20 protein-coding genes, 1 tRNA gene and 1 pseudogene are annotated in these 21,084 nt (G+C 70.5%); 10 read left to right on the top strand and 12 right to left on the bottom strand.

Features of this window, described 5'->3' with window-relative positions:
* Nucleotides 1-390 precede the first annotated feature (390 nt).
* A complete protein-coding gene (cutA, locus tag ABEA82_RS11160) occupies nucleotides 391-708 on the top strand; it encodes a divalent-cation tolerance protein CutA (RefSeq protein ID WP_345661234.1) in 318 nt (105 codons plus the stop codon).
* Here the strand turns inward: cutA and ABEA82_RS11155 are convergent.
* A complete protein-coding gene (locus ABEA82_RS11155; RefSeq protein ID WP_345661233.1) occupies nucleotides 705-2,009 on the bottom strand; it encodes an NsdA family TPR-like regulatory protein in 1,305 nt (434 codons plus the stop codon). The genes cutA and ABEA82_RS11155 overlap by 4 nt on opposite strands.
* A 179-nt stretch (nucleotides 2,010-2,188) precedes the next feature.
* Here ABEA82_RS11155 and ABEA82_RS11150 point away from each other — a divergent pair, with 179 nt between their 5' ends.
* The 3 genes and pseudogenes from ABEA82_RS11150 to ABEA82_RS11140 form a co-directional block, all read left to right on the top strand.
* Nucleotides 2,189-2,746, top strand: coding sequence for a hypothetical protein (locus tag ABEA82_RS11150; protein ID WP_345661232.1), 558 nt, complete (start codon nucleotides 2,189-2,191; stop codon nucleotides 2,744-2,746).
* Nucleotides 2,736-3,125: a hypothetical protein gene (locus ABEA82_RS11145; RefSeq protein ID WP_345661231.1), complete on the top strand. Its 390-nt coding sequence runs from the start codon at nucleotides 2,736-2,738 to the stop codon at nucleotides 3,123-3,125. Before ABEA82_RS11150 ends, ABEA82_RS11145 begins: the two co-directional genes overlap by 11 nt.
* Before the next feature lie 270 nt (nucleotides 3,126-3,395).
* Nucleotides 3,396-3,784: pseudogene (locus ABEA82_RS11140) on the top strand (tyrosine-type recombinase/integrase); the annotation flags it as partial.
* A 49-nt stretch (nucleotides 3,785-3,833) separates the two neighbouring features.
* Here the strand turns inward: ABEA82_RS11140 and ABEA82_RS11135 are convergent.
* Nucleotides 3,834-3,907 (bottom strand) — tRNA-Gly (locus ABEA82_RS11135).
* Nucleotides 3,908-4,411: 504 nt separating this feature from the next.
* Here ABEA82_RS11135 and dcd point away from each other — a divergent pair.
* Nucleotides 4,412-4,987, top strand: a complete 576-nt coding sequence (gene dcd / locus ABEA82_RS11130) for a dCTP deaminase (protein WP_193500959.1) — start codon at nucleotides 4,412-4,414, stop codon at nucleotides 4,985-4,987.
* 10 nt (nucleotides 4,988-4,997) lie between these two features.
* Entirely contained in the window at nucleotides 4,998-5,495 is a 498-nt protein-coding gene (locus ABEA82_RS11125; RefSeq protein WP_345661230.1) for a phosphoribosyltransferase, read from the top strand.
* A 56-nt stretch (nucleotides 5,496-5,551) separates the two neighbouring features.
* On the opposite strand, the gene ABEA82_RS11120 is transcribed toward ABEA82_RS11125, so the two are convergent.
* The 6 genes from ABEA82_RS11120 to ABEA82_RS11095 form a co-directional block, all read right to left on the bottom strand.
* The gene (locus ABEA82_RS11120; protein WP_345661229.1) at nucleotides 5,552-6,580 is read right to left on the bottom strand and encodes a Yip1 family protein; all 1,029 of its coding nucleotides are present in this window, start codon (nucleotides 6,578-6,580) and stop codon (nucleotides 5,552-5,554) included.
* 83 nt (nucleotides 6,581-6,663) lie between these two features.
* Nucleotides 6,664-8,097, bottom strand: coding sequence for an FG-GAP-like repeat-containing protein (locus ABEA82_RS11115; protein ID WP_345661228.1), 1,434 nt, complete (start codon nucleotides 8,095-8,097; stop codon nucleotides 6,664-6,666).
* 20 nt (nucleotides 8,098-8,117) lie between these two features.
* Nucleotides 8,118-9,566 (bottom strand): FG-GAP repeat domain-containing protein, encoded by a 1,449-nt coding sequence (locus ABEA82_RS11110; protein ID WP_345661227.1) that lies wholly within the window; start codon nucleotides 9,564-9,566, stop codon nucleotides 8,118-8,120.
* A gap of 43 nt (nucleotides 9,567-9,609) precedes the next feature.
* Complete coding sequence (locus tag ABEA82_RS11105; protein ID WP_345661226.1) at nucleotides 9,610-11,034, bottom strand: FG-GAP-like repeat-containing protein; 1,425 nt, start codon at nucleotides 11,032-11,034, stop codon at nucleotides 9,610-9,612.
* A gap of 35 nt (nucleotides 11,035-11,069) precedes the next feature.
* Nucleotides 11,070-12,476: an FG-GAP-like repeat-containing protein gene (locus tag ABEA82_RS11100; RefSeq protein WP_345661225.1), complete on the bottom strand. Its 1,407-nt coding sequence runs from the start codon at nucleotides 12,474-12,476 to the stop codon at nucleotides 11,070-11,072.
* Nucleotides 12,477-12,576: 100 nt separating this feature from the next.
* Nucleotides 12,577-12,903 carry a hypothetical protein gene (locus ABEA82_RS11095; RefSeq protein WP_345661224.1) on the bottom strand — a complete coding sequence of 109 codons (327 nt, stop codon included), beginning with the start codon at nucleotides 12,901-12,903 and terminating at the stop codon, nucleotides 12,577-12,579.
* A gap of 438 nt (nucleotides 12,904-13,341) precedes the next feature.
* Between ABEA82_RS11095 and ABEA82_RS11090 the strand changes: the two genes are divergently transcribed.
* A complete protein-coding gene (locus ABEA82_RS11090; RefSeq protein ID WP_345661223.1) occupies nucleotides 13,342-13,902 on the top strand; it encodes a DUF2243 domain-containing protein in 561 nt (186 codons plus the stop codon).
* An 11-nt stretch (nucleotides 13,903-13,913) separates the two neighbouring features.
* Nucleotides 13,914-14,717, top strand: a complete 804-nt coding sequence (locus ABEA82_RS11085; protein ID WP_345661222.1) for a cytochrome c oxidase assembly protein — start codon at nucleotides 13,914-13,916, stop codon at nucleotides 14,715-14,717.
* A 211-nt stretch (nucleotides 14,718-14,928) separates the two neighbouring features.
* Here the strand turns inward: ABEA82_RS11085 and ABEA82_RS11080 are convergent, their stop codons facing one another.
* From ABEA82_RS11080 to ABEA82_RS11065, 4 genes are all read right to left on the bottom strand, one after another.
* Entirely contained in the window at nucleotides 14,929-16,260 is a 1,332-nt protein-coding gene (locus ABEA82_RS11080; protein WP_345661221.1) for a glycosyltransferase family 2 protein, read from the bottom strand.
* Complete coding sequence (locus ABEA82_RS11075) at nucleotides 16,257-16,430, bottom strand: hypothetical protein (protein ID WP_345661220.1); 174 nt, start codon at nucleotides 16,428-16,430, stop codon at nucleotides 16,257-16,259. Before ABEA82_RS11075 ends, ABEA82_RS11080 begins: the two co-directional genes overlap by 4 nt.
* Nucleotides 16,431-16,478: 48 nt before the next feature.
* Nucleotides 16,479-17,744: a nucleotide sugar dehydrogenase gene (locus tag ABEA82_RS11070; RefSeq protein WP_345661219.1), complete on the bottom strand. Its 1,266-nt coding sequence runs from the start codon at nucleotides 17,742-17,744 to the stop codon at nucleotides 16,479-16,481.
* A gap of 584 nt (nucleotides 17,745-18,328) precedes the next feature.
* Nucleotides 18,329-19,138: a DUF1963 domain-containing protein gene (locus tag ABEA82_RS11065; protein WP_345661218.1), complete on the bottom strand. Its 810-nt coding sequence runs from the start codon at nucleotides 19,136-19,138 to the stop codon at nucleotides 18,329-18,331.
* Between the two features lie 55 nt (nucleotides 19,139-19,193).
* Between ABEA82_RS11065 and ABEA82_RS11060 the strand changes: the two genes are divergently transcribed.
* A complete protein-coding gene (locus ABEA82_RS11060; protein ID WP_345661217.1) occupies nucleotides 19,194-20,258 on the top strand; it encodes a serine hydrolase domain-containing protein in 1,065 nt (354 codons plus the stop codon).
* 363 nt (nucleotides 20,259-20,621) lie between these two features.
* Nucleotides 20,622-21,038 carry a hypothetical protein gene (locus ABEA82_RS11055; protein ID WP_345661216.1) on the top strand — a complete coding sequence of 139 codons (417 nt, stop codon included), beginning with the start codon at nucleotides 20,622-20,624 and terminating at the stop codon, nucleotides 21,036-21,038.
* Nucleotides 21,039-21,084 lie beyond the last annotated feature (46 nt).

Raw genomic sequence — 21,084 nt, 5'->3', positions numbered from 1 at the left:
TGGCAGTTGCTGTCGCAGTGGCTCCGTAAAGCCGTGTAGCCGACCGCCCCAGCCACGATGTACCCGTTCTCTGACCTCTGGCGGCTGATTGCTGTGTGCGCGGCACGGGCGCCGGCCGGGCTGGAGCGGGGCGGAGACTGGAGCGCAGGCCCGGACGGGGGCCGGGCCGCGCGCGGCGAGCGCAGCGAGCCGACTTGAACCAGTAGAGAAAGTTGTAACTCAGTCTCTGGCGGGCGCGAAGTCCTCTGTGTAGATGCGGAGTTCGAACGAGTCGTGGGGAGGGGGCTAACGGCAGGAAGATCGCTGGCCGGAGTGTGTGGGGCATTGTGAAGCGCGCGGGCCGTACCTGGCGGTCTCAACGAAGCAGCCCCTGATCGCTACGCTCACCGCATGACTGAGTTTCTGCAGGTGTCGACCGCCACACCGGAACGTGAGCAAGCCATCGAGCTCGCCAAGGGAGCAGTCAAGGGGCGCCTTGCCGCAGGGTCACAGATCATCGGCCCTGTGGCGTCCGTGTTCTGGCACCTCGGCGAGTTCGGCGAAGGGGAGGAGTGGCGGTTGTTGCTCACCACCACGAGCGACCGTTATCCCGAGCTCGAGGCGTACCTGCTGAAGAACCACCCTTGGGACAACCCCGAGGTGATCGCCGCACCGATCCACGGGGCGCAGCGGTGTATGAAGTGGATCGAGGACACCGTCCAGTCCTAGGCGACCTTCTCCAACACGTTGCGGACGAGGCTCACGTCCTGGTGCCGGCGCAGTTGTTCCAGTACCGGGGCCAGGCGCTGCCGGGGACGTACGGACGCTACTCCGACGGACAGGTCCCAGGCGCGGCCTGTCACCCGCGCGGCTTCCTCGACCTCGCCGGCAGCCAGGTAGGCGTCGGCCAGCCAGGACAGGTACAGGGCCTTGTCCCGGGCGTGGTGATCGTCGAAGCTGTCGAGCGCTCGCGTGAGGACCGGCACGGCCCGCAGAGGACGGCGTAGCTCGGTCCAGCAGCGGCCGGTCATGATGTCCAGCTCCGTCTGGTCGACCCAGGCTGCCCAGTCCGGCTGCGGCTCCCCGTCCTGCCGCTCCTGGAGAGCGGCCCGCGCGGCATCCAGTGCTTGCTCGACCAGGTGAGGCTGATCCGCAAGAGCACAGGCCCACGCCATGCGCTCGTGCAGGAGTGCACGTACACCGGCGGGCGTGCTGGGGGTGATGGTGGCGCAGCTGTTCGCAGCCATCTCGACCGCCACATTCCGGTCGGCGGCCTGGTAGCCGAGGAACGCGTAAGCGTTGCCGAGGAGATCACCTTCAGCAGCTTCGCGGGCCGCGTGCCGACTCTCCTCGTACAGGCTCTCGGCCTGCTTCTGCTGGCCTCCGTCAAATGCGGCCCAACCCGCCTGCTGAGCTTGCTCAGCGAGCAGGGCTACCACGCGGCGGTGCGACTCCGGGGTGAAGGTGGAGGTGCGCAACAAGGCCTTGGTGGCCTGGTACTCGCCGAGGTACACGCGGTATGTGTCGCCACCGCCGAGGATTTCGTCGAGTCGGCGCAGACGGGCCGTGCGGTGCCGCAACCGCTCGACGTCACTGTTGGAGAGGTGCCGGGGCGCCGGCGGTTTCGTCAGCGCCGGAAGGGCGGCGGCCAGGCCGGTGCTGGTGGCGGCTTGAAGGACGGTTCTGCGGCGCACGCTGGTCACTCCGATCTGCGGGTCGTACGGGGGCGCAGGAGTTTCGCCGGTCTCCCACGGTCGGGGAGCCAGGCCGACCATGTCCCCCGGTACACGGAGCGCGTCCGCGATCTGCCGGACCTTGTCGATCGTTGTGATCTTGCCCTGCCCCTTGGCCAGCGTGCCGACCCGATCCGGTTTGATGTCGCATTCCGCGGCGATGCGCGAGTAGCTGATCCCGGCACGGCTTCTCGCGAGTCGGAACACCGTCCCGAAGTCGTGCGCCTCCAGTGCTCGGCGCATCTCCTCGTCAGCGAGGAGTTCCCTTGGCAGCGCTGTCGGTGGCTGGTGAATCATGCGGCACTTCCTGCTCGCCTGAGTCTGCGGGATGTCTGGCTGGGGGCTCTACCCATCATGGGTATACCGCGCTGCGGGAAGTGCGCTCTTCGCGAGAAGACCACTCTGGACGCGAAGAGCTCCGGCGGCCGGGTCCGGTCGGCCTGCCGGGGCATGGACGACTGCGAGGAGCCGCCACCATGCGTGAGACTACCCAACGCCTCACGAGATCAGTCGATTTGGCGAAGGTCTGGACGTCTGCGATCTCGATCGACCGTGATCGCGTCCTCGTGATCGAGGACTGGCTGCTGGCCGCCGCTTCCGATGTCCCACGGGCGCGGAGGGAGTGGGACGAGGGCGGGTTGACCTTGCTTCGGTGCGGCGACTTGTTCACCGCGATTCGCTTGCCCGAGGACTCCGTACGCGCTGCCGCCTCCAGCAGCGACCCCGCTGAGGTGAACACCTATCTGGCCAAGGTGCTCGACGGCGGCCCCGTCATCGCCTCCCGCAGCCGCTACTACGCGCTCGTTCCGCCGAGCACGGGCGTGGCCTGGCAGCACCCGGACGCCGAGTGCCTGACGTGGGGCACCTGGCTCGGCGTTCCGCCCGTCCCAAGGACGAGCTGCGAAGACTCCCCGGCGTACTGGGCTGTCCCCATGAGCGGGCCGGGCAAGCTGTGTGACGCCGACGCCGTCTCGCAGCTGGTTCGGCTGGCACGGCAACTGCTCTCGGGGCAGGAGGCCGGCGATGGGAGCTAGTCAGGCGGCGCCGTTCAACGCGGACGAGATCCGGCGGCGGTGCGAGGAAGTGCTGTGGAGTCCCGGAGGGCAGCCGGACGAACAGCAGGCCAGTCTTCGAGAGATGGAGGGGTACGTGCGACGGCTGGCGCCCATGCTGGCAAGGCTCGTGCCGCGGATGCAGGAGGGCATGCAGGGCACGGCGCGCATCGTCCTGAGGCACTCGGGCGAACTCCTGGAGGAGAAGGCCCCGTCGGCTGACCCGGCGACTCGCTTGCATGACGCCGGAGTGAACGCGCGTGCGCTGCTGGGCCTGCTTGAGCGGCCCGGTGAACTCACCCCTGTTCCTGAGACGCCGGTCCGGGCTTCGAACAGGACGCGCACAGCACAGCAGCACTGACCGGCGGAGGTTTTCGCCGGGGTCCACAAGCTCCGCCCGCGGCGATCGCCGCATTGTGCAACGAACGAGATTCGGCGCGGGTGGAACGGGCGCCGGGGGCACGCCCCCACTACGTCCCGGGCGCCACCCACACGACCCGCCGTCCGGCGGGTTTCTCAGTGCGGCACAGAGGAGAGGCATGTTCGTTCACTCCGACCGTCTGCCCGCGAGCCCGGCTATCCCGCTGGGCCTGGTAACCGCCAGGCCATGAGGCCTGGGCCGCATGAGGCCCTCCGCTGGCACCTGGAGTCCCACGCCGAGCCGGGCCCGGACGGCTGCTCTTCGTCGGCGAGCAGGGGGCTCCCTTCCGGCGCAGCACCTTCGGGCGGAAGTGGCGGAAGGCCCGGGAGATCGTCGGCATGCCGGAGGGCTTCCGGTTCTACGGCCTGCGGCACACCGGGCACACGCTCTCGACGCGGTCCGGTGTCACCCTGAGGGACACGATGGTGCTGCTCGGGCCGTCGTCCGAGAAGGCCGCGCTGATCTACCAGCACTCCGACGAGGAGCGCCAGGAGGAGGTCGCCGCCGGCCTCGATGCCACTGTCCGGAAGGTCCGGGAAGAGGCTGCCCGGAAGGCCGCCGAGAAGCGTTCTGGCACGGATCTGGCACGCGGCGAGTGATCACAGCGGACAGCAAAAGGGCCCAGGTCTCTGACCTGGGCCTTCTTCGTGGAGCGGGTGACGAGAATCGAACTCGCGCTCTCAGCTTGGGAAGCTGATGTTCTACCATTAAACTACACCCGCGTAAGACGCCGACGGAGTCGGTGTCCGGACGCTCGTCACTTTACCTCATGTCAGGCTCCCGGTGTTCATGCCGTGGGGCCTGAGTGCTTTTCAGGCTAGGGATGCGGCTGCGGGGTACTGGAGTTGGGGCGTACGGTGGGGTGCCGGCGAGGGTCCGGGCGGGACCGGAGTGCCGCTTGGAGCGCCGTCCCTTTGATCCCGTACTGTGGCTTTTGTCGTCAGGCAAGCAATAGCCCGACGCGGCTCTTGGGGAAGGGACTCTTGGACTTGATGGAGCGCACCGTCGTCCGCTGTGCGGATGGGCACGTGTTCACCACCGCTTCGTTCCCGATGCAGCAGGCCGAGCGGCTCGGTCCGGGCCGGCTCCTCCGCTGTCCGCGATGCGCGCGGCTTCGGAGTGTCGTGCCCGTCAGCTATCAGAAGCGGTAGCAGCACAAACGCGTACAAAGGCGCGCGGAGTCGTCCGGTTGCGGACGCTCCGCGCGCCTTGCGTATCCTCGGGGCGTGCTTCTCTCAGACAAGGACATCCGGGCCGAGATCGACGCCGGGCGGGTGCGGATCGATCCGTATGACGACGCGATGGTGCAGCCGTCGAGCATCGATGTGCGGCTGGACCGCTACTTCCGGGTGTTCGAGAATCACCGGTACCCCCACATCGACCCCTCCATCGAGCAGGCCGATCTGACCCGGCTCGTCGAGCCGGAGGGGGACGAGCCGTTCATCCTGCACCCCGGGGAGTTCGTCCTCGCCAGCACCTACGAGGTCATCTCGCTGCCCGACGATCTCGCCTCCCGGCTGGAGGGGAAGAGTTCGCTGGGGCGGCTGGGACTGGTGACGCACTCGACGGCGGGCTTCATCGACCCCGGGTTCAGCGGGCACGTGACCCTTGAGCTGTCCAATCTCGCCACCCTGCCCATCAAGCTCTGGCCGGGGATGAAGATCGGGCAGCTGTGCATGTTCAAGCTCAGCTCGCCCGCCGACTTCCCGTACGGGAGTGAGCGGTACGGATCGCGGTACCAGGGGCAGCGGGGGCCCACCGCCTCCCGGTCCTTCCTCAATTTTCATCGGACCCAGGTGTGAGCGACCGGATATGAGTGACGTACGGGAGAACCTCTCCTACGAGCAGTTCGGGGTCGCCGTGCGCGAGCTCGCGCAGGTCATCGCCGACGACGGGTACGAGCCCGACGTGGTGCTGAGCATCGCCCGCGGCGGTGTCTTCGTGGCCGGTGGGCTCGCCTACGCCCTGGACTGCAAGAACATCCATCTCGTGAACGTGGAGTTCTACACAGGGGTGGGGACGACCCTCGAGATGCCCGTCATGCTCGCCCCCGTCCCGAACGTGGTCGACTTCTCCGAGAAGAAGGTGCTGATCACCGACGACGTCGCCGACACCGGCAAGACGCTGAAGCTGGTGCGCGACTTCTGCCTCGACACCGTCGCCGAGGTGCGCAGCGCCGTGATCTACGAGAAGTCCCAGTCGCTCGTGAAGTGCGAGTACGTCTGGAAGCGGACCGATCAGTGGATCAACTTCCCCTGGTCCGTCGAGGAACCTGTGGTGCGGCGCGCCGGGCAGGTGCTCGACGCCTGAGCAGGACATGGAAAAGGGGCTCCGGAGGGAGCCCCTTTCTTCGTGTGCGCCGAGCCTCAGACCGTGCCCAGCTTCACGATCGACAGCAGCGCGATCAGCTGGATCGCCGACGCGCCCAGCGCCTTCGGCCAGGGCAGGTCGTGGGAGCGGCCGACCATGAGGGTCAGCAGCGCGCCGCCCGCGACCCAGGTGGCCCAGCCCAGCAGCTGCACGAACGTCGCGTCGCCGCCGGCGAACATCGCGAAGACCAGGCGGGGCGCGTCCGTCAGGGACATGATCAGCATGGACAGGCCGACCGTGGGCTGCCAGGCGCCGTCACCGCCGAGCTGGCGGGCCAGGGTGTGGGTGACCACACCCAGGATGAACGCGCTCAGCACCATCGCGACGGCCGTCGTCAGGACGATGGGGATCGCGTTGGAGAGTGTGGCGTTTATCGCATCCTCGCGGGCGCCGTCGAAGCCGAAGACGGCGAGCAGGCCGTAGAGGAACGTGACGATGAGGGCCGGGCCCCACATCGTGTAGTCCCGCATCTGGAGGAAGGTCTGGTTGGGGGCGAAGACGATGCCCCTCAGCAGGGCCTTCCAGTGCAGGCGCGGGCCGACCGGGCCGGGCGCCGGGGCCGCCGCGCCGGCGCGGTAGGTGTCGCCCTGGCTGTAGGGGTCCTCGCCGACCGAGAAGGCCTGGGTGTGGCCCGGGTTGTTCGCCGCGTACGGGTCGTGCGGGCCCTGCGGGCCGGGCGGGTACGCGCCGTCGCCGAAGTACTCCGGCTCGCCGTGGCCGCCCTGGCCGCCCTGGCCGCCGTAGCCGCCGCCGGGTCCGGCGTTCGGCTGCGGCCAGGTGGGGCCGCCGCCGTTGCCGTACTGCTGGCGCGGGTACGGGGACCGCGGCGCCTGCGGGGAGCCGTACGACGGTCCCTGCGGCGTCTGCTGCCCGTACGGGGGGTTTTGCGGTCGCGTCTGAGGAGCGCCGTTGTTCCGGCCGCGTCCGATCCTGAATCCAGCCACGTCTTCGAACGTACCTGGTCCCGGGCGGTGGTGTGCCGGGCCCAGCCATCCGAGCCCGGCTTTGCGGCCGAGCTGTGACATCCCTTAGGGGGTAAGGCCCTTGGGGATCCGTGGGGGGTCAGGGTTACGCCGTACGGGCGACGTCCTGACCCCCCACCAGGCGGTCAGCCGAGCATGTCCTGGCCCAGCCTCAGGTACCCGGTCGTCGACATGCCGAGGGAGCCGGGGCCGAAGCTGATCGCGTTCTTGCCCGTCACGCCGGAGGCCGAGCCGCGCAGGCTGTAGATCGCGCCGGAGGGGTGGTTCTCACCGTCGGCGCCGACGGACAGGTCCGCCTTGCCGTCGCGGTTGAGGTCGGACAGGCGGACGGACGCGCCGAAGCGGTCGGCGCTCTCGGCGGTACCGGGCACGCCCTCCGTGTTCTGGGTGAACGACTGGGCCCCGGTGCCGGTCATGCCCGCGGCCGAGCCGCGCAGCACGATGACGCTGCCCGCGATCTTGGCCGTGCCGATGGTCTCGTGGAGCACGCCGACGGCCACTTCCGCGTAGCCGTCACCGTCGACGTCGGCGACCGACAGGTCGTTGCCGAACGCGTCCATCTCCTCGTCGGCGCCGGGGACCCCCGGGGTGTCCTGGGTGATCGTCGCCTGCGGCTGGGTGCGGACGCCGTTCGCGCCGCCGAGGTAGGAGACGACGGAGCCGCCGAGGCTCTTGCCGTTGGTGCCGGGGGCCGCGGTGACCACGTCGTCGTAGCCGTCGCCGTTGAGGTCGCCGACGGCGGCCAGCTCCCAGGCGTCGCTCTTGAGGAACGTCTGGAAGGTGAGACCCCCGGAGGCGGAACCCAGGTAGATCATGTTGCCGTCGGCGTACGTCTCCGCGTCGCTGCCCGTGACCACCAGGTCGTCGGTGCCGTCGCCGTTGAGGTCGCCGGCGGCGAGGTCCCGGGCACCGCTCAGGCCACTGTTGGCCTGGAGGCCGGTGGCGAGCTCGGAGCGGGACGCCGCGCCGGAGGCCTTGGTGAAGCCCTGGTGGATCCAGACGTCGCTGCCGGTGCTGCCGACGGCGAGGTCGGGGCGGCCGTCCCCGCTGAAGTCGGCGACCGCGAGGGACATGCCGTACTCGTCGTGGGCCGACACCGCCGGGTCGGAGACGCCCTTGCCGCCGGACAGGCCGCTCTTGCCGCCCCAGACGACCGTGACGGAGCCGCCGTCGGCATCGGAGCCGACGTCCTCGCCGGTGCTGCCGATCACGAGGTCGGCGTACCCGTCGGCGTTCAGGTCGCCGGAGGCGAGGGCCTTGCCGAACCGGTCGCCCTGCTCGGCGGTGCCGGGGATGCCGGCCGTGTCCTGGGTGAGGGCGGTGCGGCGGGCGGCGCTGATGCCGTTCGCTGAGCCGTAGGTGACGACGACGGCGCCCGCGTCCGTCTTGCCGCCGACCGGGGCGTAGGGCGCGGCGAAGGCGAGGTCGCGGTAGCCGTCGCCGTTGAAGTCGTCGGCGTACTTCGCGGGCGCGGCGGAGGCGGGGGTGGTGAGGAGTACGGGGGTGACGCCGGTCGCCAGCAGGGTGGCGACGAGGGCGATCGTGGTGGATCTGCGCATGCTGCTGTCTCCCTGGCCGGTCAGCCGATGAGGTTGGCGCCGAACGCGCCGTACGAGCGGGTCTGGCCGAGGCTGCCCGGCCCGAAGGAGCGGGCGCCGTCGGTGACGGGGCCGGTGGCCGAGCCGCGCAGGGCCGTGACGGCGCCGATGCCCTCGTCCTCGAAGCCGGCGGTGATGGTGAACTCGGCGCGGCCGTCCTTGGTGACGTCGGCCAGCAGGACGTCGGAGCCGAAGTAGTCCATGGCCTCGGCGGAGCCCGGCACACCGGCGGTGGCCTGGGTGAAGGTGCGGGCGCCGGTACGCGAGACGCCGGCGGCCGAGCCGTTCATCAGGATCGTGGCGCCGGTGTCCTCGGTGGTGCCGACGTCCTCGAAGACGACGCCGATGGCGAGGTCGCCGTAGCCGTCGGCGTTGGTGTCGCCGATGGAGACGGAGCCGCCGAAGCCGTCGTTCGCCTCGTCGGCGCCGGGGACGCCCTCGGAGTCCTGGGTGAGCTCGGCCATGGGCGCGTCGCCGTTGACCGGGCCGCCCTCCGAGCCGCGGATGACGACGACCCGGCCGCCGAGGCTGCCGCTGTGGTCGTCCTCCTTGGAGAAGACGTTGCCGAGGGCGATCTCGTCGTAGCCGTCGCCGTCGACGTCGCCGAGCGCGAGGGAGGTGCCGCCGTTCAGGGCGCGGGGGACGGAGGTGTCCGGGCCGGTGGGGGAGCCGAGGTAGGCGACGCCCTTGGACCAGCTGCCCGACTCGTCCTCGTTCAGCCGGACGCGGTAGGTGAGGACGAGGTCCGAGCGGCGGTCGCCGTTGGTGTCGCCGGCCTTCATGGCGTCCACGCTGTACGCCGTCTCGGGCGTGCTGATCTTCTGGGCGGCGCCGGTGGTGCCGGTGGTGGTGAAGGGGCCGCGGACCACGTAGACGTGGGACGAGCCGGTGCCGACGGCCAGGTCCGCCTTGCCGTCGCCGTCGAAGTCGCCCGCCGTCAGCAGCCGGCCCCAGTTGTCGTGCGCGGAGACCGCCGGGTCCTTGACCGTGGTGCCGTTCTTCAGGCCGCTCGCCGAACCCCACAGCACGGTGACGGAGCCGCCGTCGCCGTCGGTGCCGACGTCCTCGCCGGAGGAGCCGACCGCCAGGTCGGTGTAGCCGTCGCCGTTGAGGTCGGCCGCGGCGAGCGCGTCGCCGAAGGTGTCCTCGGCCTCGGCCTCGCCGGGCACCCCGGCGGTGTTCTGGCTGACCACGGTGTGCTTGGCCGGGTCGAGGCCGGTCGCGCCGCCGTAGACGACGGCGACGTAGCCGGCCATGCCCAGGCCGTCGACCTTGGCGTACGGCGCGGCGAAGGCGACGTCACCGTAGCCGTCGCCGTTGAAGTCGGCCTTGGGGCCGGTGGCGGGCGCGGCGGTGGCCGTCGTCGCGGGCAGGGCGGTGAGCAGGCCGGTGGTGAGGGTCGCGGCCAGGAGGAGGGTGCGTCTGCGCATGGGGGTCCCCGTTGTCGTCAGGAGGTGTGATCGAGAGCTGCGATCAGGAGTTGAGTGCCGTGCCGTAGCCCGGGGCGCCGGCCGTCGAGATGCCCGTCGTGCCCGGGCCGAAGCTCGTCGAGCCGGTGGCCGTCGGGCCGGTCGCCGTACCGCGCAGGGACCAGACCGCGCCGTCGCCCGCGTTCTCGCCCGGCGCGGTGACGGACAGGTCGGCGCGGCGGTCGCCGGTGTGGTCGGTGAGCGTGACGCGCTCGCCGAACCGGTCGCCCTTCTCCGAGGCACCGGCCACACCCGCGGTGTTCTGCGAGTACGACGTCGCGCCCTTGGTGGTGAGGCCGGACGCCGAGCCGTACAGGACGGTGACCGCGCCGGCGGCGGAGTTCTCGCCCGCGGCGCCGATCGCCAGGTCGGCGTAGCCGTCGCCGTTGATGTCGCCGAGGGAGACGCCGCTGCCGAAGCGGTCGCCCTTCTCGGAGGCGCCGGGCACCCCGGCCGTGTCCTGGGTGAGGACGAGCGGGGCGCGGCCCGTGTCCCGGCCGCCCGGTCCGCCGTAGACGACCGTGACCTTGCCGCCGAGCGCGCCCGAGGGGTCGGCGGAGGTCTCGCGGTCGTTGCCGACGGCGATGTCGGCGTAGCCGTCCTTGTCGATGTCCCCTACGGCGGACACGTACCCGCCGGGCAGGTCCTGGAGCCAGTCGTTGTAGTTGCTGATCTCCATGTCGGCCAGGGCGGTGGCGGCGTCGTCGGTGCCCTTGGTGCTGCCGTGCAGGACCACCCAGGGGTGGCCGCCGCTGCCGGTGACACGGCCGGAGGAGAGGTGGGTGATGCCGTACGAGGTGGACCACCAGTCGTTGCGCGAGCCGGAAGCCCCGTTGTCCGCGCCGGTCTTGGTGATCGGGCCGTTGATGAGCGTGAGGGTGATCGGGCCCGTGGAGCCGACCGCGACGTCGAGCTTGCCGTCGTTGTCGAAGTCGCCCGCGGCGAGCGACTGTCCGTAGCGGTCGTAGTCGCGGTCGAACGGGCTGTACAGCGAACGGGCGCCGCTCAGACCGGCCTTGGCGCCCCAGACGACGGTGACGGTGCCGTTGTTCGTGTCGTACGCGTCCTCGCCGGGCACGCCGATCAGCAGGTCGGCGTAGCCGTCGGTGTTGAGGTCGGCGGAGGCCAGGGCGGAGCCGAAGGCGTCGTCGGCCTCGGCGGCGCCGGGCATGCCGGCCGTGTCCTGGGTGAGGAGCGTGCGCGTCGAGGACTTGGGCCCGCTGGTGCTGCCGTAGACGACGGACACGGCACCCGCCTTGGCCTTCCCGGAGACCGTGGCGCCCGGCGCGCCGATCGCGAGGTCGGTGCGGCCGTCGCCGTTGAAGTCGTACGGGGCGGCGGCGGTGACGGCGTGGGCGGCGGGTGCCGTGAGGGCCGGGGTGAGCGGGGTGAGGGCCGCGACGAGGAGCGCGGCGCTGCGCAGACGCATGGGGTTCCTTGGTGTGTGGCGGGGCTGACGGGACGTCACTGGGCGATGGCCCAGGCGAAGTCCGCGCTGCCCTTGAGGGAGACGTCGCGGGCCGAGAGGAACGTCGAGCCGGAGGTGGTCAGGCCGGAGGCGGTACCGCGCAGGACGGTGACCGCGCCGTAGCCGTTCTCGTAGCCGGCGCCGCTGACCAGGTCGGCCTTGCCGTTCTTGTCGAGGTCGACCAGGCGCACGGTCATGCCGAAGGCGTCCATCGTCTCGTTGCTGCCGGGGACGCCCGCGGTGTCCTGCGACCAGGACTTGGCGCCCTTGCCGGTCAGGCCGGAGGCCGAGCCGAACAGGATGGTCACCGAGCCGGCGTCCTCGACCGTGCCGATGTCCTCGGCCCAGGCGCCGACGGCGATGTCGGCGTAGCCGTCGCCGTTGACGTCGCCCGCGCTGATCGCCGAACCGAAGAGATCGCCGTTCTCGCCGGCACCGGGCACGCCCGCGGTGTCCTGGTGGATGACGGTCGGCGTCTGCGCCGGGTCGGGGCCGGTGGGGCCGCCGTACCAGACGGTGATCTGGCCGCCCTTGTGGCCGCCGGGCTTGGCGGCGCGCGGGTCCTGGTAGTCGCCGAGGACGAGGTCGCCGTAGCCGTCGCCGTTGACGTCGGCGATGGCGCCCTCCTCGCCGTCGGCCTGGGGCAGGTAGGTGCGGGCGTACTTGGTGCCGGTCCAGCGGTGGTAGCTGATCTCGCCGCCCTCGTCGCCGTCGACGAGGAAGGGGTAGACGCGCTCGGCCGCGCCGTCGCCGCTCATGTCACCCGCGAACACCTCGTACGTCGACCCGAACTCGCTGAGGCCGATGTGACTGGTGGGGCCGGTCGTACGGCTGAAGGGGCCCTTGTAGAGGCGGGTGTGGCTCTGGCCGGTGACCGTCACGTCCGTCGCCCCGTCACCGTCGAAGTCGCCGGTCGCCACGCCGGAGGAGAAGCCGCCGCCCTCGGAGAGGGTGGACGGCTGGGGCAGGCCCTTGCCGCCGGACAGGCCGGACTTGCCGCCCCAGATGACGGTGGCCGAGCCGACGCCGTCCCGGTCGCCGATGGCCTCGTACTGGGCGCCCACGACCAGGTCGGAGTAGCCGTCGCGGTCCAGGTCGCCGGCGGCGAGGCTGCTGCCGAAGCGGTCGCCGTACTCGGCGGCGCCCGGGACGCCGGGGGAGTTCTGCGTGATCACGGTCTTCCTGGCCGCGGAGACGCCGGACGACGACCCGTACAGCACGACGACGGCACCGGCGCTCTGCACCGAGCCGACGTCGGCGCCCATGGCGCCGATGGCGACGTCCCGGTACCCGTCGCCGTTGAAGTCGCCGGCGAGACCGGAGGGGGCGGCGGTCGCCGGGGAGGAGACGGTGAGGAGGCCGGTGGTGAGGGTGGCGGCCAGGAGGAGGGTGCGCTTGCGCAAGGAGGGGCTCCGGGTGGGGAGGGGGCCGGGCCGGTGGGGGCCCGGCCCCGGGGGATGCGGGTGGTTCAGCGGGGTGTGGCGGTGCAGCCGGTGAGGCGGCTCAGCGGCGCGAGGCGCTGGCGGATGCCGAGTCGTCCGGGGCGCTGGGGGAGACCGAGACGCCCGAGGGACTGAGGAAGACGGTGCGGGAACCCGTGGCGGAGATCTTCGCGCCGTTGCACGGCAGGTGGTGGCCCGCGCCGTCGCCGTCGTTCTCGAACGAGCCGGCCGGCAGGCCCGCCTGGTCCGCCCGGCCGTCGCCGTAGAGGTCGGCCCGCGGGGCGTGCGTCGAGTCCGCGGCGGTCGCCAGGGCGAGCCGCGGGTGGGGGCACCGGAGCGGGTACGCGCCTGCTTGCAGGCGCCCGGAGGGGCGCTCGTGCTGCTGCATGCGAGGTCTCCTGCTGCATGCGGGGGATGCCTGGCGGACATCCACAGTCGATGGAGGGCCGGACCGTCCGTGTTCGCCGGGGGTTGTCCCGGCATTCACGGGGGGTCGGCGATCAGGAGACCTGTGTGGGGACGTAAGGGTTGTACGTGAGTTCGGTTAATTTTCGCGGCTGTTGGGACAGGGCAGGATCAGTCGGCGGGGCGCCGGGCGGCACCGCACGTCCCGAGATCGAGGAGCCCGGGACGGCGCCGGTCCTCGTTCCATGACGGCACTGGGGAAGAGGGGCGTTGTTCGAAGTGTGCGCTCTGCCCTTGCTCGGGAGGCGGTCCAGCCGGATGTGTCCGGAAAGGGACCGGACGGAGGCCATGGGAAGGGTAAGGGCGCCGGGCAGAGGGAACCTCGCCTTGAGTCCTGTCCCGACCGGAGCGGAGACGAGCGATGGCCACCACGATGGGCGAGGCCCGGGCCGGCATGGCACAGCCGGCGAGTATCCAGTTGCCGGGCATCGTGCTCGGAGTGGGGATGGGCGGCTTCGTCGACGGCATCCTGCTCCACCAGCTCCTGCAGTGGCACCACATGCTCTCCAGCACCAACGAGGACCACATCGGGGTGAAGTACTACAACCCCCACACCGTCTCGGGCCTGGAGATGAACACGCTCTGGGACGGCATCTTCCACACCGTGTGCTGGCTCGCGGTCCTCCTCGGCCTCGCCGTCCTGTACTCGCGGGTCATCCACAACCGGCTGCGAGTGTGGACCTCCCGTGTGCTGTGGGGCTGGATGCTCGTCGGCTGGGGCTTGTTCAACCTCGTCGAAGGCGTCCTGGACCATCACGTCCTGGGCATCCACCACGTCTACGCCGGGGACGGACAGGTCTGGTGGGACACCGGATTCCTCGTCCTGGGCGCGCTGCTGGTGGCCGGAGGCTACCTGCTCCAGCGCAGCGGTCAGCCCTTCGACCCCAACGCCTCCACCCTGCGTGAGGGCCGCAGCGCCTGATGGACCACGACATGCCCGCACACGGGCACGACGCGGGCAGCGGCTTCCTGGAGTGGCTGCTGCCCGCGCTCGTCCTGCTGGCCGTCGCCGGTGCCTATCTGCTGCTCGTTCACCGCGCTCGCCGTCGCAATCCGGCCCTGGGCTGGAGCCGGTGGCGGACCGGGTGGTTCCTGGGCGGGATCCTCCTGCTCGGCGTGGCGCTGCTGCCGCCCGTTGCCCCTTTCGCCGCCGAGGACTTCCGGGGCCACATGGTGCAGCACATGCTGATCGGTATGTACGCGCCACTTGCGCTGGTTCTGGCCGCCCCGGTCACGCTCCTGCTGCGCACCCTGCCGGCGGCCCGTGGACGGCGGCTGACCTCGGTGCTGCACAGTCCGCCCGCCCGGCTGGCCGCCCATCCGGCGGTCGCGCTGGCGCTGTCGACGGGCAGCCTCGCGGTCCTCTACTTCACCCCGCTGTACAACGCGACCATGGGCAACGCGGCAGCGCACTGGCTGCTGCATGCGCACTTCCTGATGTCCGGGTGCCTGTTCGCCTACGTCATCGCCGGACCCGACCCGGCCCCCGCCCGGCCGGGTGTGCGGGCGCGGCTGGTCTACCTCGGCGTCGCGATCGCCGCGCACGCGGTGATCTCCCAGCTGATGTACGGCGGGTTCTGGGTCGACGTCCACGCGTCGATCGTCCAGGTGCAGGGTGGCGCGGAGATCATGTACTACGGCGGCGACATCGCCGAGCTGCTGCTGGCCGCCGCTCTGGTCGCCACCTGGCGACCGGAACCCCGGAGCGCGAGCCGTGGGTCGTCGGTGACCGCCTGACCTGCCGCGCGGTTCGGTGGCCGATGCGGGGACCGGCAGCCTGGGTGCCACCCCTCGGGCCTCGGCGAGTGCGGCACAACCACGATGTGCTCGCCCTCGGGCGGGGCGCCCTCCCACCCGTAATGCGTCCGGGGGCCGGGGTGGCCCTTCCGGTATGCACAGACCTCCCGCGAGCCCGGAACTCGTCGTCCGGGCTCGGGAGAGGGCGCGGTCACACGTTCAGCAGCTTCTCCGAGGGCGCGCGGTGCCGTCCCTTGGGCAGGGCCGTCTTCGCCGTCAGGCCCCGGGACTGCCACGCGTTGTCGCGGAGCTTGAACAGGGCCCAGTAGCGGGTCGGGCAGAGCAGCACGATGTTCATGAACACGGCCGCCGGGGTGCCGACGAGCCAGGAGTGCCAGCGCTGGCGGGCGGTCATGTCCGGGCGCATGAGCACGTAGAGCCCGGACTGGCCGAAGCGGACCACGAGGTACACGGCGAGATACACCAGGGCGACGCCGGGGTTGTGGTAGCGGCCGCCCAGGGTCAGGAACGTCATGATGACGGTCCAGGCCAGCATCACCGGGGTGATGACGAGCTGGAGCAGGCCGAACGTCGGCGATATCAGCTGCTTCAGCGAGAGCCGCGCGAACACGAACGGCAGCATCCACCACCACGACCGGGCCCAGCGCAGCCGTTGCCGGTAGGTCTTCTTCAGCGTCGTGGGCATGTCGGTGACCACACCGGCCTCGTTGACGGCGACGACCTCGCCACGCATGAGAGCCCGCAGCGCCAGCCAGCGGTCGTCACCCGTGCCGCACTCCACCTCGTAGGCGTCGAGGTGGTCGTAGAGCAGCTCGGCCCGGTAGAGGGCCAGGGCCCCCGAGGTCGTCTCCAGGGCTCCGAGCATGGAGCGCGAGGAGCGCATCATCACGCACGAGGTGCCGATGTCGATGTCCGCGGCCCGGGAGACCCAGGTCTCCTCGAAGTTGCGGATGTAGATCATGCCGGTGGTGGCCTGGATCCGCGGGTTGCTCATGGCGCGGAGCTGCTGTTCGAGCGCGTCCGGGAAGGGCTCGCCGTCGGAGTCGATGGTGAGGACGTAGTCGAAGTGCTTGTTCTGTTCCTGAAGGTGCCGGAGCACGGTGACCTGGGCCCCGCGCTTGCCCTTGTTCTCCTGCCGGTGCCAGAAGACCCGGGGGTGGTCGAAGGGCTCGACGGGGTGTTGCTGCGAGCCGTCGTCGATCACGTGGATCTCGTCGACCGGGTGCGTCTGCGCCAGCAGTGACCGCACCGTGCGGTGGAGGTTCTCCGAGGGTTCCTCGAAGGCCGGGATGATCGCCACGGTCCGCCCCGGGGCCACCGGGAGGTGGGTGAAGGACCGGCCCTTCAGGAACGAGACCAGGCAGAGCACGATCACCGACATGCCCAGCCACCAGTAGAAGGTGAGGATCGGGCTCTTCGACTGGATGTGCACGACCACGGTGGCGGCGGCCAGTGCCGCCACCACCACGGCCGTCACGACGGTGAACCTCACCCGTGACGCGCGGGCGTGCGCGGCGCTCAAGCGGTCACCCGCTTGCCGCGGGTCGCCATGCGGAAGACCGCCACGCCGCCGAGCACGAAAAGCATCGCCGCCAGCACGATCCACCCGAGGGCCGTACCGCCCGTGGCAGCCAGGGCGGCTCCGCCCGTGGCGGTACCGATCGCCGCGCCCACACCGTTCTGTCCGTACATGTCATTCCTCTTTTCCTGCGGCCCTGGAGCCGGTGTCCTGTGGTGGCCCTAGAGCCGTTCGATGTGGGCTGCCGCGGCCATGACGCCACGGGTGTCCAGTACGTAGGCCGCCTCGTCGGCGAGCCGGGCGAGGTCGAACTCGTCGTGCGGGGTGAGCAGGACGACGGCGTCGAAGTCGGCGACGTTCACTCCCTGCTCCGTCGCCGTGAAGGGGATCTCCCGGCAACTCCCCTCCGCCACCGGCAGATAGGGGTCCACGACGGTGACGTCCGCCCCCATCGCGCGCAGCCGGTCGGTGACCTCGACGGCCGGCGACTGGCGGGCGTCCGACGTGCCCGGCTTGTAAGCCGCCCCCAGCGCAAGGATCCGCGCCCCGTGCACGCTCCGCCGGAACCGGCGGCTGAGGGCGTCCTGGAGGCGGCGCACCACGTAGTCCGGCTGGCTCTCGTTGATGTCCTGGGCCAGCTCGATGAGCCGGAAGGTCTGTCCGTGCCGGGCCTTGACGTGGTGGCTGAGGTAGACCGGGTCGATGGGCAGGCAGTGTCCGCCGACGCCGGGGCCGGGCAGGAACTTGGTGAAGCCGAACGGCTTGGTCGCCGCCAGCTCCAGGGTGTGCCAGACGTCCACGCCCAGCGTGTGGGCCATCCGCGAAAGCTCGTTGACCAGCGCGATGTTGACGTGCCGGTAGGTGTTCTCGAAGACCTTGGCCAGCTCGGCCTCCTCGAGCCCCGAAGCGGGCACGGTGACCTCGGTGACGGAGTCGTAGAACTCCTTCACGCGCCGCAGGCAGTCCTCGGTCATCCCGGCGACGATCTTCGGCGTGTTCTCCAGCCGCCAGTCGGCGTTGCCCGGGTCGATGCGCTCGGGGCTGAACCCGACGTGGAAGTCGCGCCCGGCGACGAGGCCGGAGCCCTCTTCCAGCAGCGGGACGAGCACGTCACGGGTGGTGCCCGGGTGGGTGGTGGACTCGAGTACGACGGTGGCGCCCGGCTCGATCCACTGGGCGAGCGCGCGACCGGCGTCCCGTACGCAACTCAGGTCGGGCGCCCGGTCGGTCAGCGGAGTGGGCACGGTGATGACGGCGACGTCGAAGCCCTTGAGGTCCTGCGGGTCGGAACTGGCACGGTACGCGCCCGAGGCCGACACGGCCTGAAGCCGGCTGGACGGGATGTCCTCGACGTACGACGACCCTGCCGCCAGCGCCTCGCAGCGCGTCGGGTCGGGCTCGTAACCGGTCACGGTGTGACCGGCCTCTGCGGCCCTCACGGCCAAGGGCAGGCCGACGTAGCCCTGCCCCAGCACACATATGTGCATGGTGGTTTCCTCACCTTGAGCCGGCCCGTGCGCGCACGCTGGGCCGGGAAAACGGCGCCCCTGAAGTGCGGTTGCCTGTTCCTGAAGCAGGCGACCGCGGCGTCGGGTACTGCGGGTACTGCATGGAGCGGCGTGGGAACGTCACCACCACCACCGCGTCACCGGCCTGCCCGGGCCCCCTGCCCGAACGTGCGCGAAGCGCAACCAGTGATCTTCACAAACCCCCCTCATTTGTGGACCTTCATAGTTCAACAAAGGTTCGCTAGACGGAACCCCTTTTACTGTTTCGATACCTTTGAAGTGTGAAGAGATGAGTTCTGGTTGAGGGGTGACGCTTGGTCAAGTGCCAGATCGGAGGCTTTTTCCGGGGGAGATGATCTTCATATTTCAGGGGTGGGCGGACTCGTGCGGCGGCTCTCGGCGGGTGCATTCGCGAATACCGCGCGCCCCAATGTGCGCCCCCGCACCACCCCTCCGCGCACTGGCGCCGGTTACCCGTGGTTATCCCAGGTGGATCCAGGTGGGACCAAGCGGGTACAGGTGGATACCAAGTGGATCCCAGGCAGATCCCCATGCCAGCGGCGTCAGCCGCAGAGGAGCTGCGCCACCGCCCTGCTGAAGTCGCCGGCTGCGAGCGCCTCGGCCGGGATCGTGAAGTACAACGTCCCCGCGTCTCCCCAGCCCCACCCCAACTCGGCGTCCTCCGCGAGCTGGAGCAGATGGACGGCCGCCCTGCCGTCCGCGTCACGGGACGACACCGGCAACGTGTGCGAGGTGTCCGGCCAGCCGAAGGCACAGTGACTGCCTGCGGTGTTGCCGTCGAGATCCGCCATCTCGGTGAGGAACAGCGATGCCGCTCCCCAGTGCTCATCCCTGTCGTAGTCCAGGTCACCGTCCTCGACGTCCCAGCAGTCCGGGAGCATGGTGACCCCGGCCGCGTGGACAGGGATTGCCGGGTAACTCCTCGCCGGCCGTGGGGCCGTCACCTCGACCGCCCGCGCCGGGTCGGCGGGAACGACGCGCCACACACCGGAGTGATACAGGTCCAGCGTGCGGTACTCCTCGTACGGCACGTCCGGATCCAGATAGAAGAAGTTGAGCAGGCCGGGCCGCACGGGCAGTTCGGCGCCCAGCCAGGGAGCGAGGGCATCCGTGTCCAGCACGGCGTGCAGGGACAGCGGAACACCGTCGTGCTCGGGCCAGCGGCTCTCCGGTTCGAGAAGGGCGGGACCACCGAGCCGGCACCGACCGGTCGCCTCAGCCCCCTCAGCCCCCTCGGCCGGGCGGATCAGCCGGAAGCCACGGCGCGCCATGGCGGCGAACTGCCGCCCGGCTCTCTCGCCGAGCCGCTGTGTGCACACGTCGTTCAGGATGCCGGGATCGTCGAACTGCATGCCAGGATCCTGGCGGACGGTCCGTAGACATGCAGGGGTGGGGCTGGTGGAAAACGTGGAGCATCGTCTGGACGGGGTCGGGGACGCCGGCGACCCGCGGTCGGGGGTGGACGGCGCCCGGCTGGCACGTGCCGCGAAGGAACAGGCTGGGCGCACCACCCCAGGTGTCCAGGACATGCGGTCCTACCTGGCCTCCCAGGTCCGCGACGTCTCACATCGGGAGGTGCTGGGCCCCCTCCTCGACGGACAGGGAGCGAGCGGTGTCGTGGTGCGGCGCGGAGTGGTGCTCGCTTCCTGGGGAGACCTTGAGCGGACGGAGATGGCCTTCAGCGCCACCAAGAGCGTCCTGTCCCTGGTGGCCGGGCTGGCCTACGACGACGGACTGCTCCGGCTGGACGAGCCCGTGTGCCGCTCGGTCGGTCTGCCGCAGTTCGGCGACGCCCACGCACGGCGAATCACCTGGCGGCACCTGCTGGACCAGTCCAGCCAGTGGGAGGGCGAGTTGTGGTCCAAGCCCACCTGGGCCGACGCCCAGAGCACCCGCGAGGGAACGGAGTCCGCCGGCGGGCCGCCCGGGGCGGGCTGGGCCTACAACGACGTCCGGGTGAACCTGACCGCCCTGGCGCTCACCGTCCTGCTCCGCAGGCCCCTGCCCGAGGTACTGCACGAGCGGATCATGGCACCGATCGGGGCCTCGTCCGGCTGGTCCTGGCACGGCTATGCCGACTCCGCGGTCGAGATCGACGGCCGGCGGGTCCCCGTGGTGTCCGGCGGCGCGCACTGGGGCGGCGGACTGTGGATCAGCGCCCTCGACCTGGCCCGGATAGGTCAACTGTGTTTGAGGAACGGAGTGTGGGGCGGGCGCCGGCTGCTGTCCGCCGGGTGGATCGAGGAGATGTGGCAGCCCTGCCCGGTCAAGTCGAACTACGGGCTGTCGTGGTGGCTGAACGACGACCGCACGGTCTGGCCCAAGGCCCCCTCCACCGGGCGCTGCGCCCGCGGAAACGGCGGCGGCCACCTGCTCTGGGTCGACCCCGCAAGGGACTTGGTGGTGAGCTCGCGCTGGGGAGCGGAGGTCGAGTCGCTTCTCGTCGAGGTGTCCGCCGCGATCGAGTCATGACCCCGAAAGGCCGCGGGGCACCGCCAAAGCGAAACACGCGCGACGGCCGTCAACACACGGCCACGGAAAGGGCGTTCGGCCGTGCAGGCGCGGCTTCGAGACCTCCCTGGCGGACCTCGTGCAGTGCGGGAAGTGGACGCCTCCGCAGGTGCCGGCGATTACCTGGCCCTCCGCGAGAACAGTGCGTCTGAGTACCCGTGCTCATGTGCAGCGCTCGCCAGATCCGGGCCGCACGAGACGCCATGGGTTCTGCCTCGGTCGTTTTCAACCAAGTGACGCGGTGTCCCGGTCATCGCGAAATCCCAGGCCCGCGCCTTCCCTACCATCGCTGTCCCCTGCTGTCGCTTCAGGAAGGGGGCTGGAATGGCCGGCCACAGGCCTCGGGAGTCGGGTCGACGTTTCTCCACGCCCGGGAAGGCGGAACAGTCGTCGGCGCGGCATCGCCCGGGCCGGGAGGAGGACAACGAGGACAAGGTGCTGATGGCCCTCTTGTCCTTCCTGCAAAGGCTGCCCAAGCCCTACCGCGGGATTCCGCAACCATGGCACTTCATCGCCAAACTGGTGACGGTTGCCGTCTTCGCCTACGTCTTCTGGAACGTCATCGCCGCTGTCGTCAGCGCGATCGTGTCGTTCGTCCTCGTGGTGGCCTTCTGCGGCCTCACTCTGGCGGTACTCGTCGGCACGATCAAGTACTCCATGAGTGAGGAGGGCCGACGCGAGGAAGAACGCTGGTACGAGGAGAACGACCCCCGCGGGAACGGCCCTCGGGGCGCCCTCTAGACCACACACCGCCCCACGCCGACGCCCCAACGCCGACGCCCCTTGT

It is taken from the genome of Streptomyces venetus (genome assembly GCF_039540295.1).
Classification (GTDB): domain Bacteria; phylum Actinomycetota; class Actinomycetes; order Streptomycetales; family Streptomycetaceae; genus Streptomyces; species Streptomyces venetus.
Note: the sequence above shows the minus strand (reverse complement) of the source record. Positions and strands in the feature narration are given on the sequence as shown.

Coding starts and splice junctions, on each gene's coding strand:
- ABEA82_RS11070 (WP_345661219.1), bottom strand. CDS start 17,744: ATGCACATATGTGTGCTGGGGCAGGGCTACGTCGGCCTGCCCTTGGCC.
- ABEA82_RS11065 (WP_345661218.1), bottom strand. CDS start 19,138: ATGCAGTTCGACGATCCCGGCATCCTGAACGACGTGTGCACACAGCGG.
- ABEA82_RS11150 (WP_345661232.1), top strand. CDS start 2,189: ATGCGTGAGACTACCCAACGCCTCACGAGATCAGTCGATTTGGCGAAG.
- ABEA82_RS11115 (WP_345661228.1), bottom strand. CDS start 8,097: ATGCGCAGATCCACCACGATCGCCCTCGTCGCCACCCTGCTGGCGACC.
- ABEA82_RS11145 (WP_345661231.1), top strand. CDS start 2,736: ATGGGAGCTAGTCAGGCGGCGCCGTTCAACGCGGACGAGATCCGGCGG.
- ABEA82_RS11155 (WP_345661233.1), bottom strand. CDS start 2,009: ATGATTCACCAGCCACCGACAGCGCTGCCAAGGGAACTCCTCGCTGAC.
- ABEA82_RS11075 (WP_345661220.1), bottom strand. CDS start 16,430: ATGTACGGACAGAACGGTGTGGGCGCGGCGATCGGTACCGCCACGGGC.
- ABEA82_RS11125 (WP_345661230.1), top strand. CDS start 4,998: ATGAGTGACGTACGGGAGAACCTCTCCTACGAGCAGTTCGGGGTCGCC.
- ABEA82_RS11110 (WP_345661227.1), bottom strand. CDS start 9,566: ATGCGCAGACGCACCCTCCTCCTGGCCGCGACCCTCACCACCGGCCTG.
- ABEA82_RS11095 (WP_345661224.1), bottom strand. CDS start 12,903: ATGCAGCAGCACGAGCGCCCCTCCGGGCGCCTGCAAGCAGGCGCGTAC.
- ABEA82_RS11055 (WP_345661216.1), top strand. CDS start 20,622: ATGGCCGGCCACAGGCCTCGGGAGTCGGGTCGACGTTTCTCCACGCCC.
- ABEA82_RS11105 (WP_345661226.1), bottom strand. CDS start 11,034: ATGCGTCTGCGCAGCGCCGCGCTCCTCGTCGCGGCCCTCACCCCGCTC.
- cutA (WP_345661234.1), top strand. CDS start 391: ATGACTGAGTTTCTGCAGGTGTCGACCGCCACACCGGAACGTGAGCAA.
- ABEA82_RS11085 (WP_345661222.1), top strand. CDS start 13,914: ATGCCCGCACACGGGCACGACGCGGGCAGCGGCTTCCTGGAGTGGCTG.
- ABEA82_RS11090 (WP_345661223.1), top strand. CDS start 13,342: ATGGCCACCACGATGGGCGAGGCCCGGGCCGGCATGGCACAGCCGGCG.
- ABEA82_RS11120 (WP_345661229.1), bottom strand. CDS start 6,580: ATGTCACAGCTCGGCCGCAAAGCCGGGCTCGGATGGCTGGGCCCGGCA.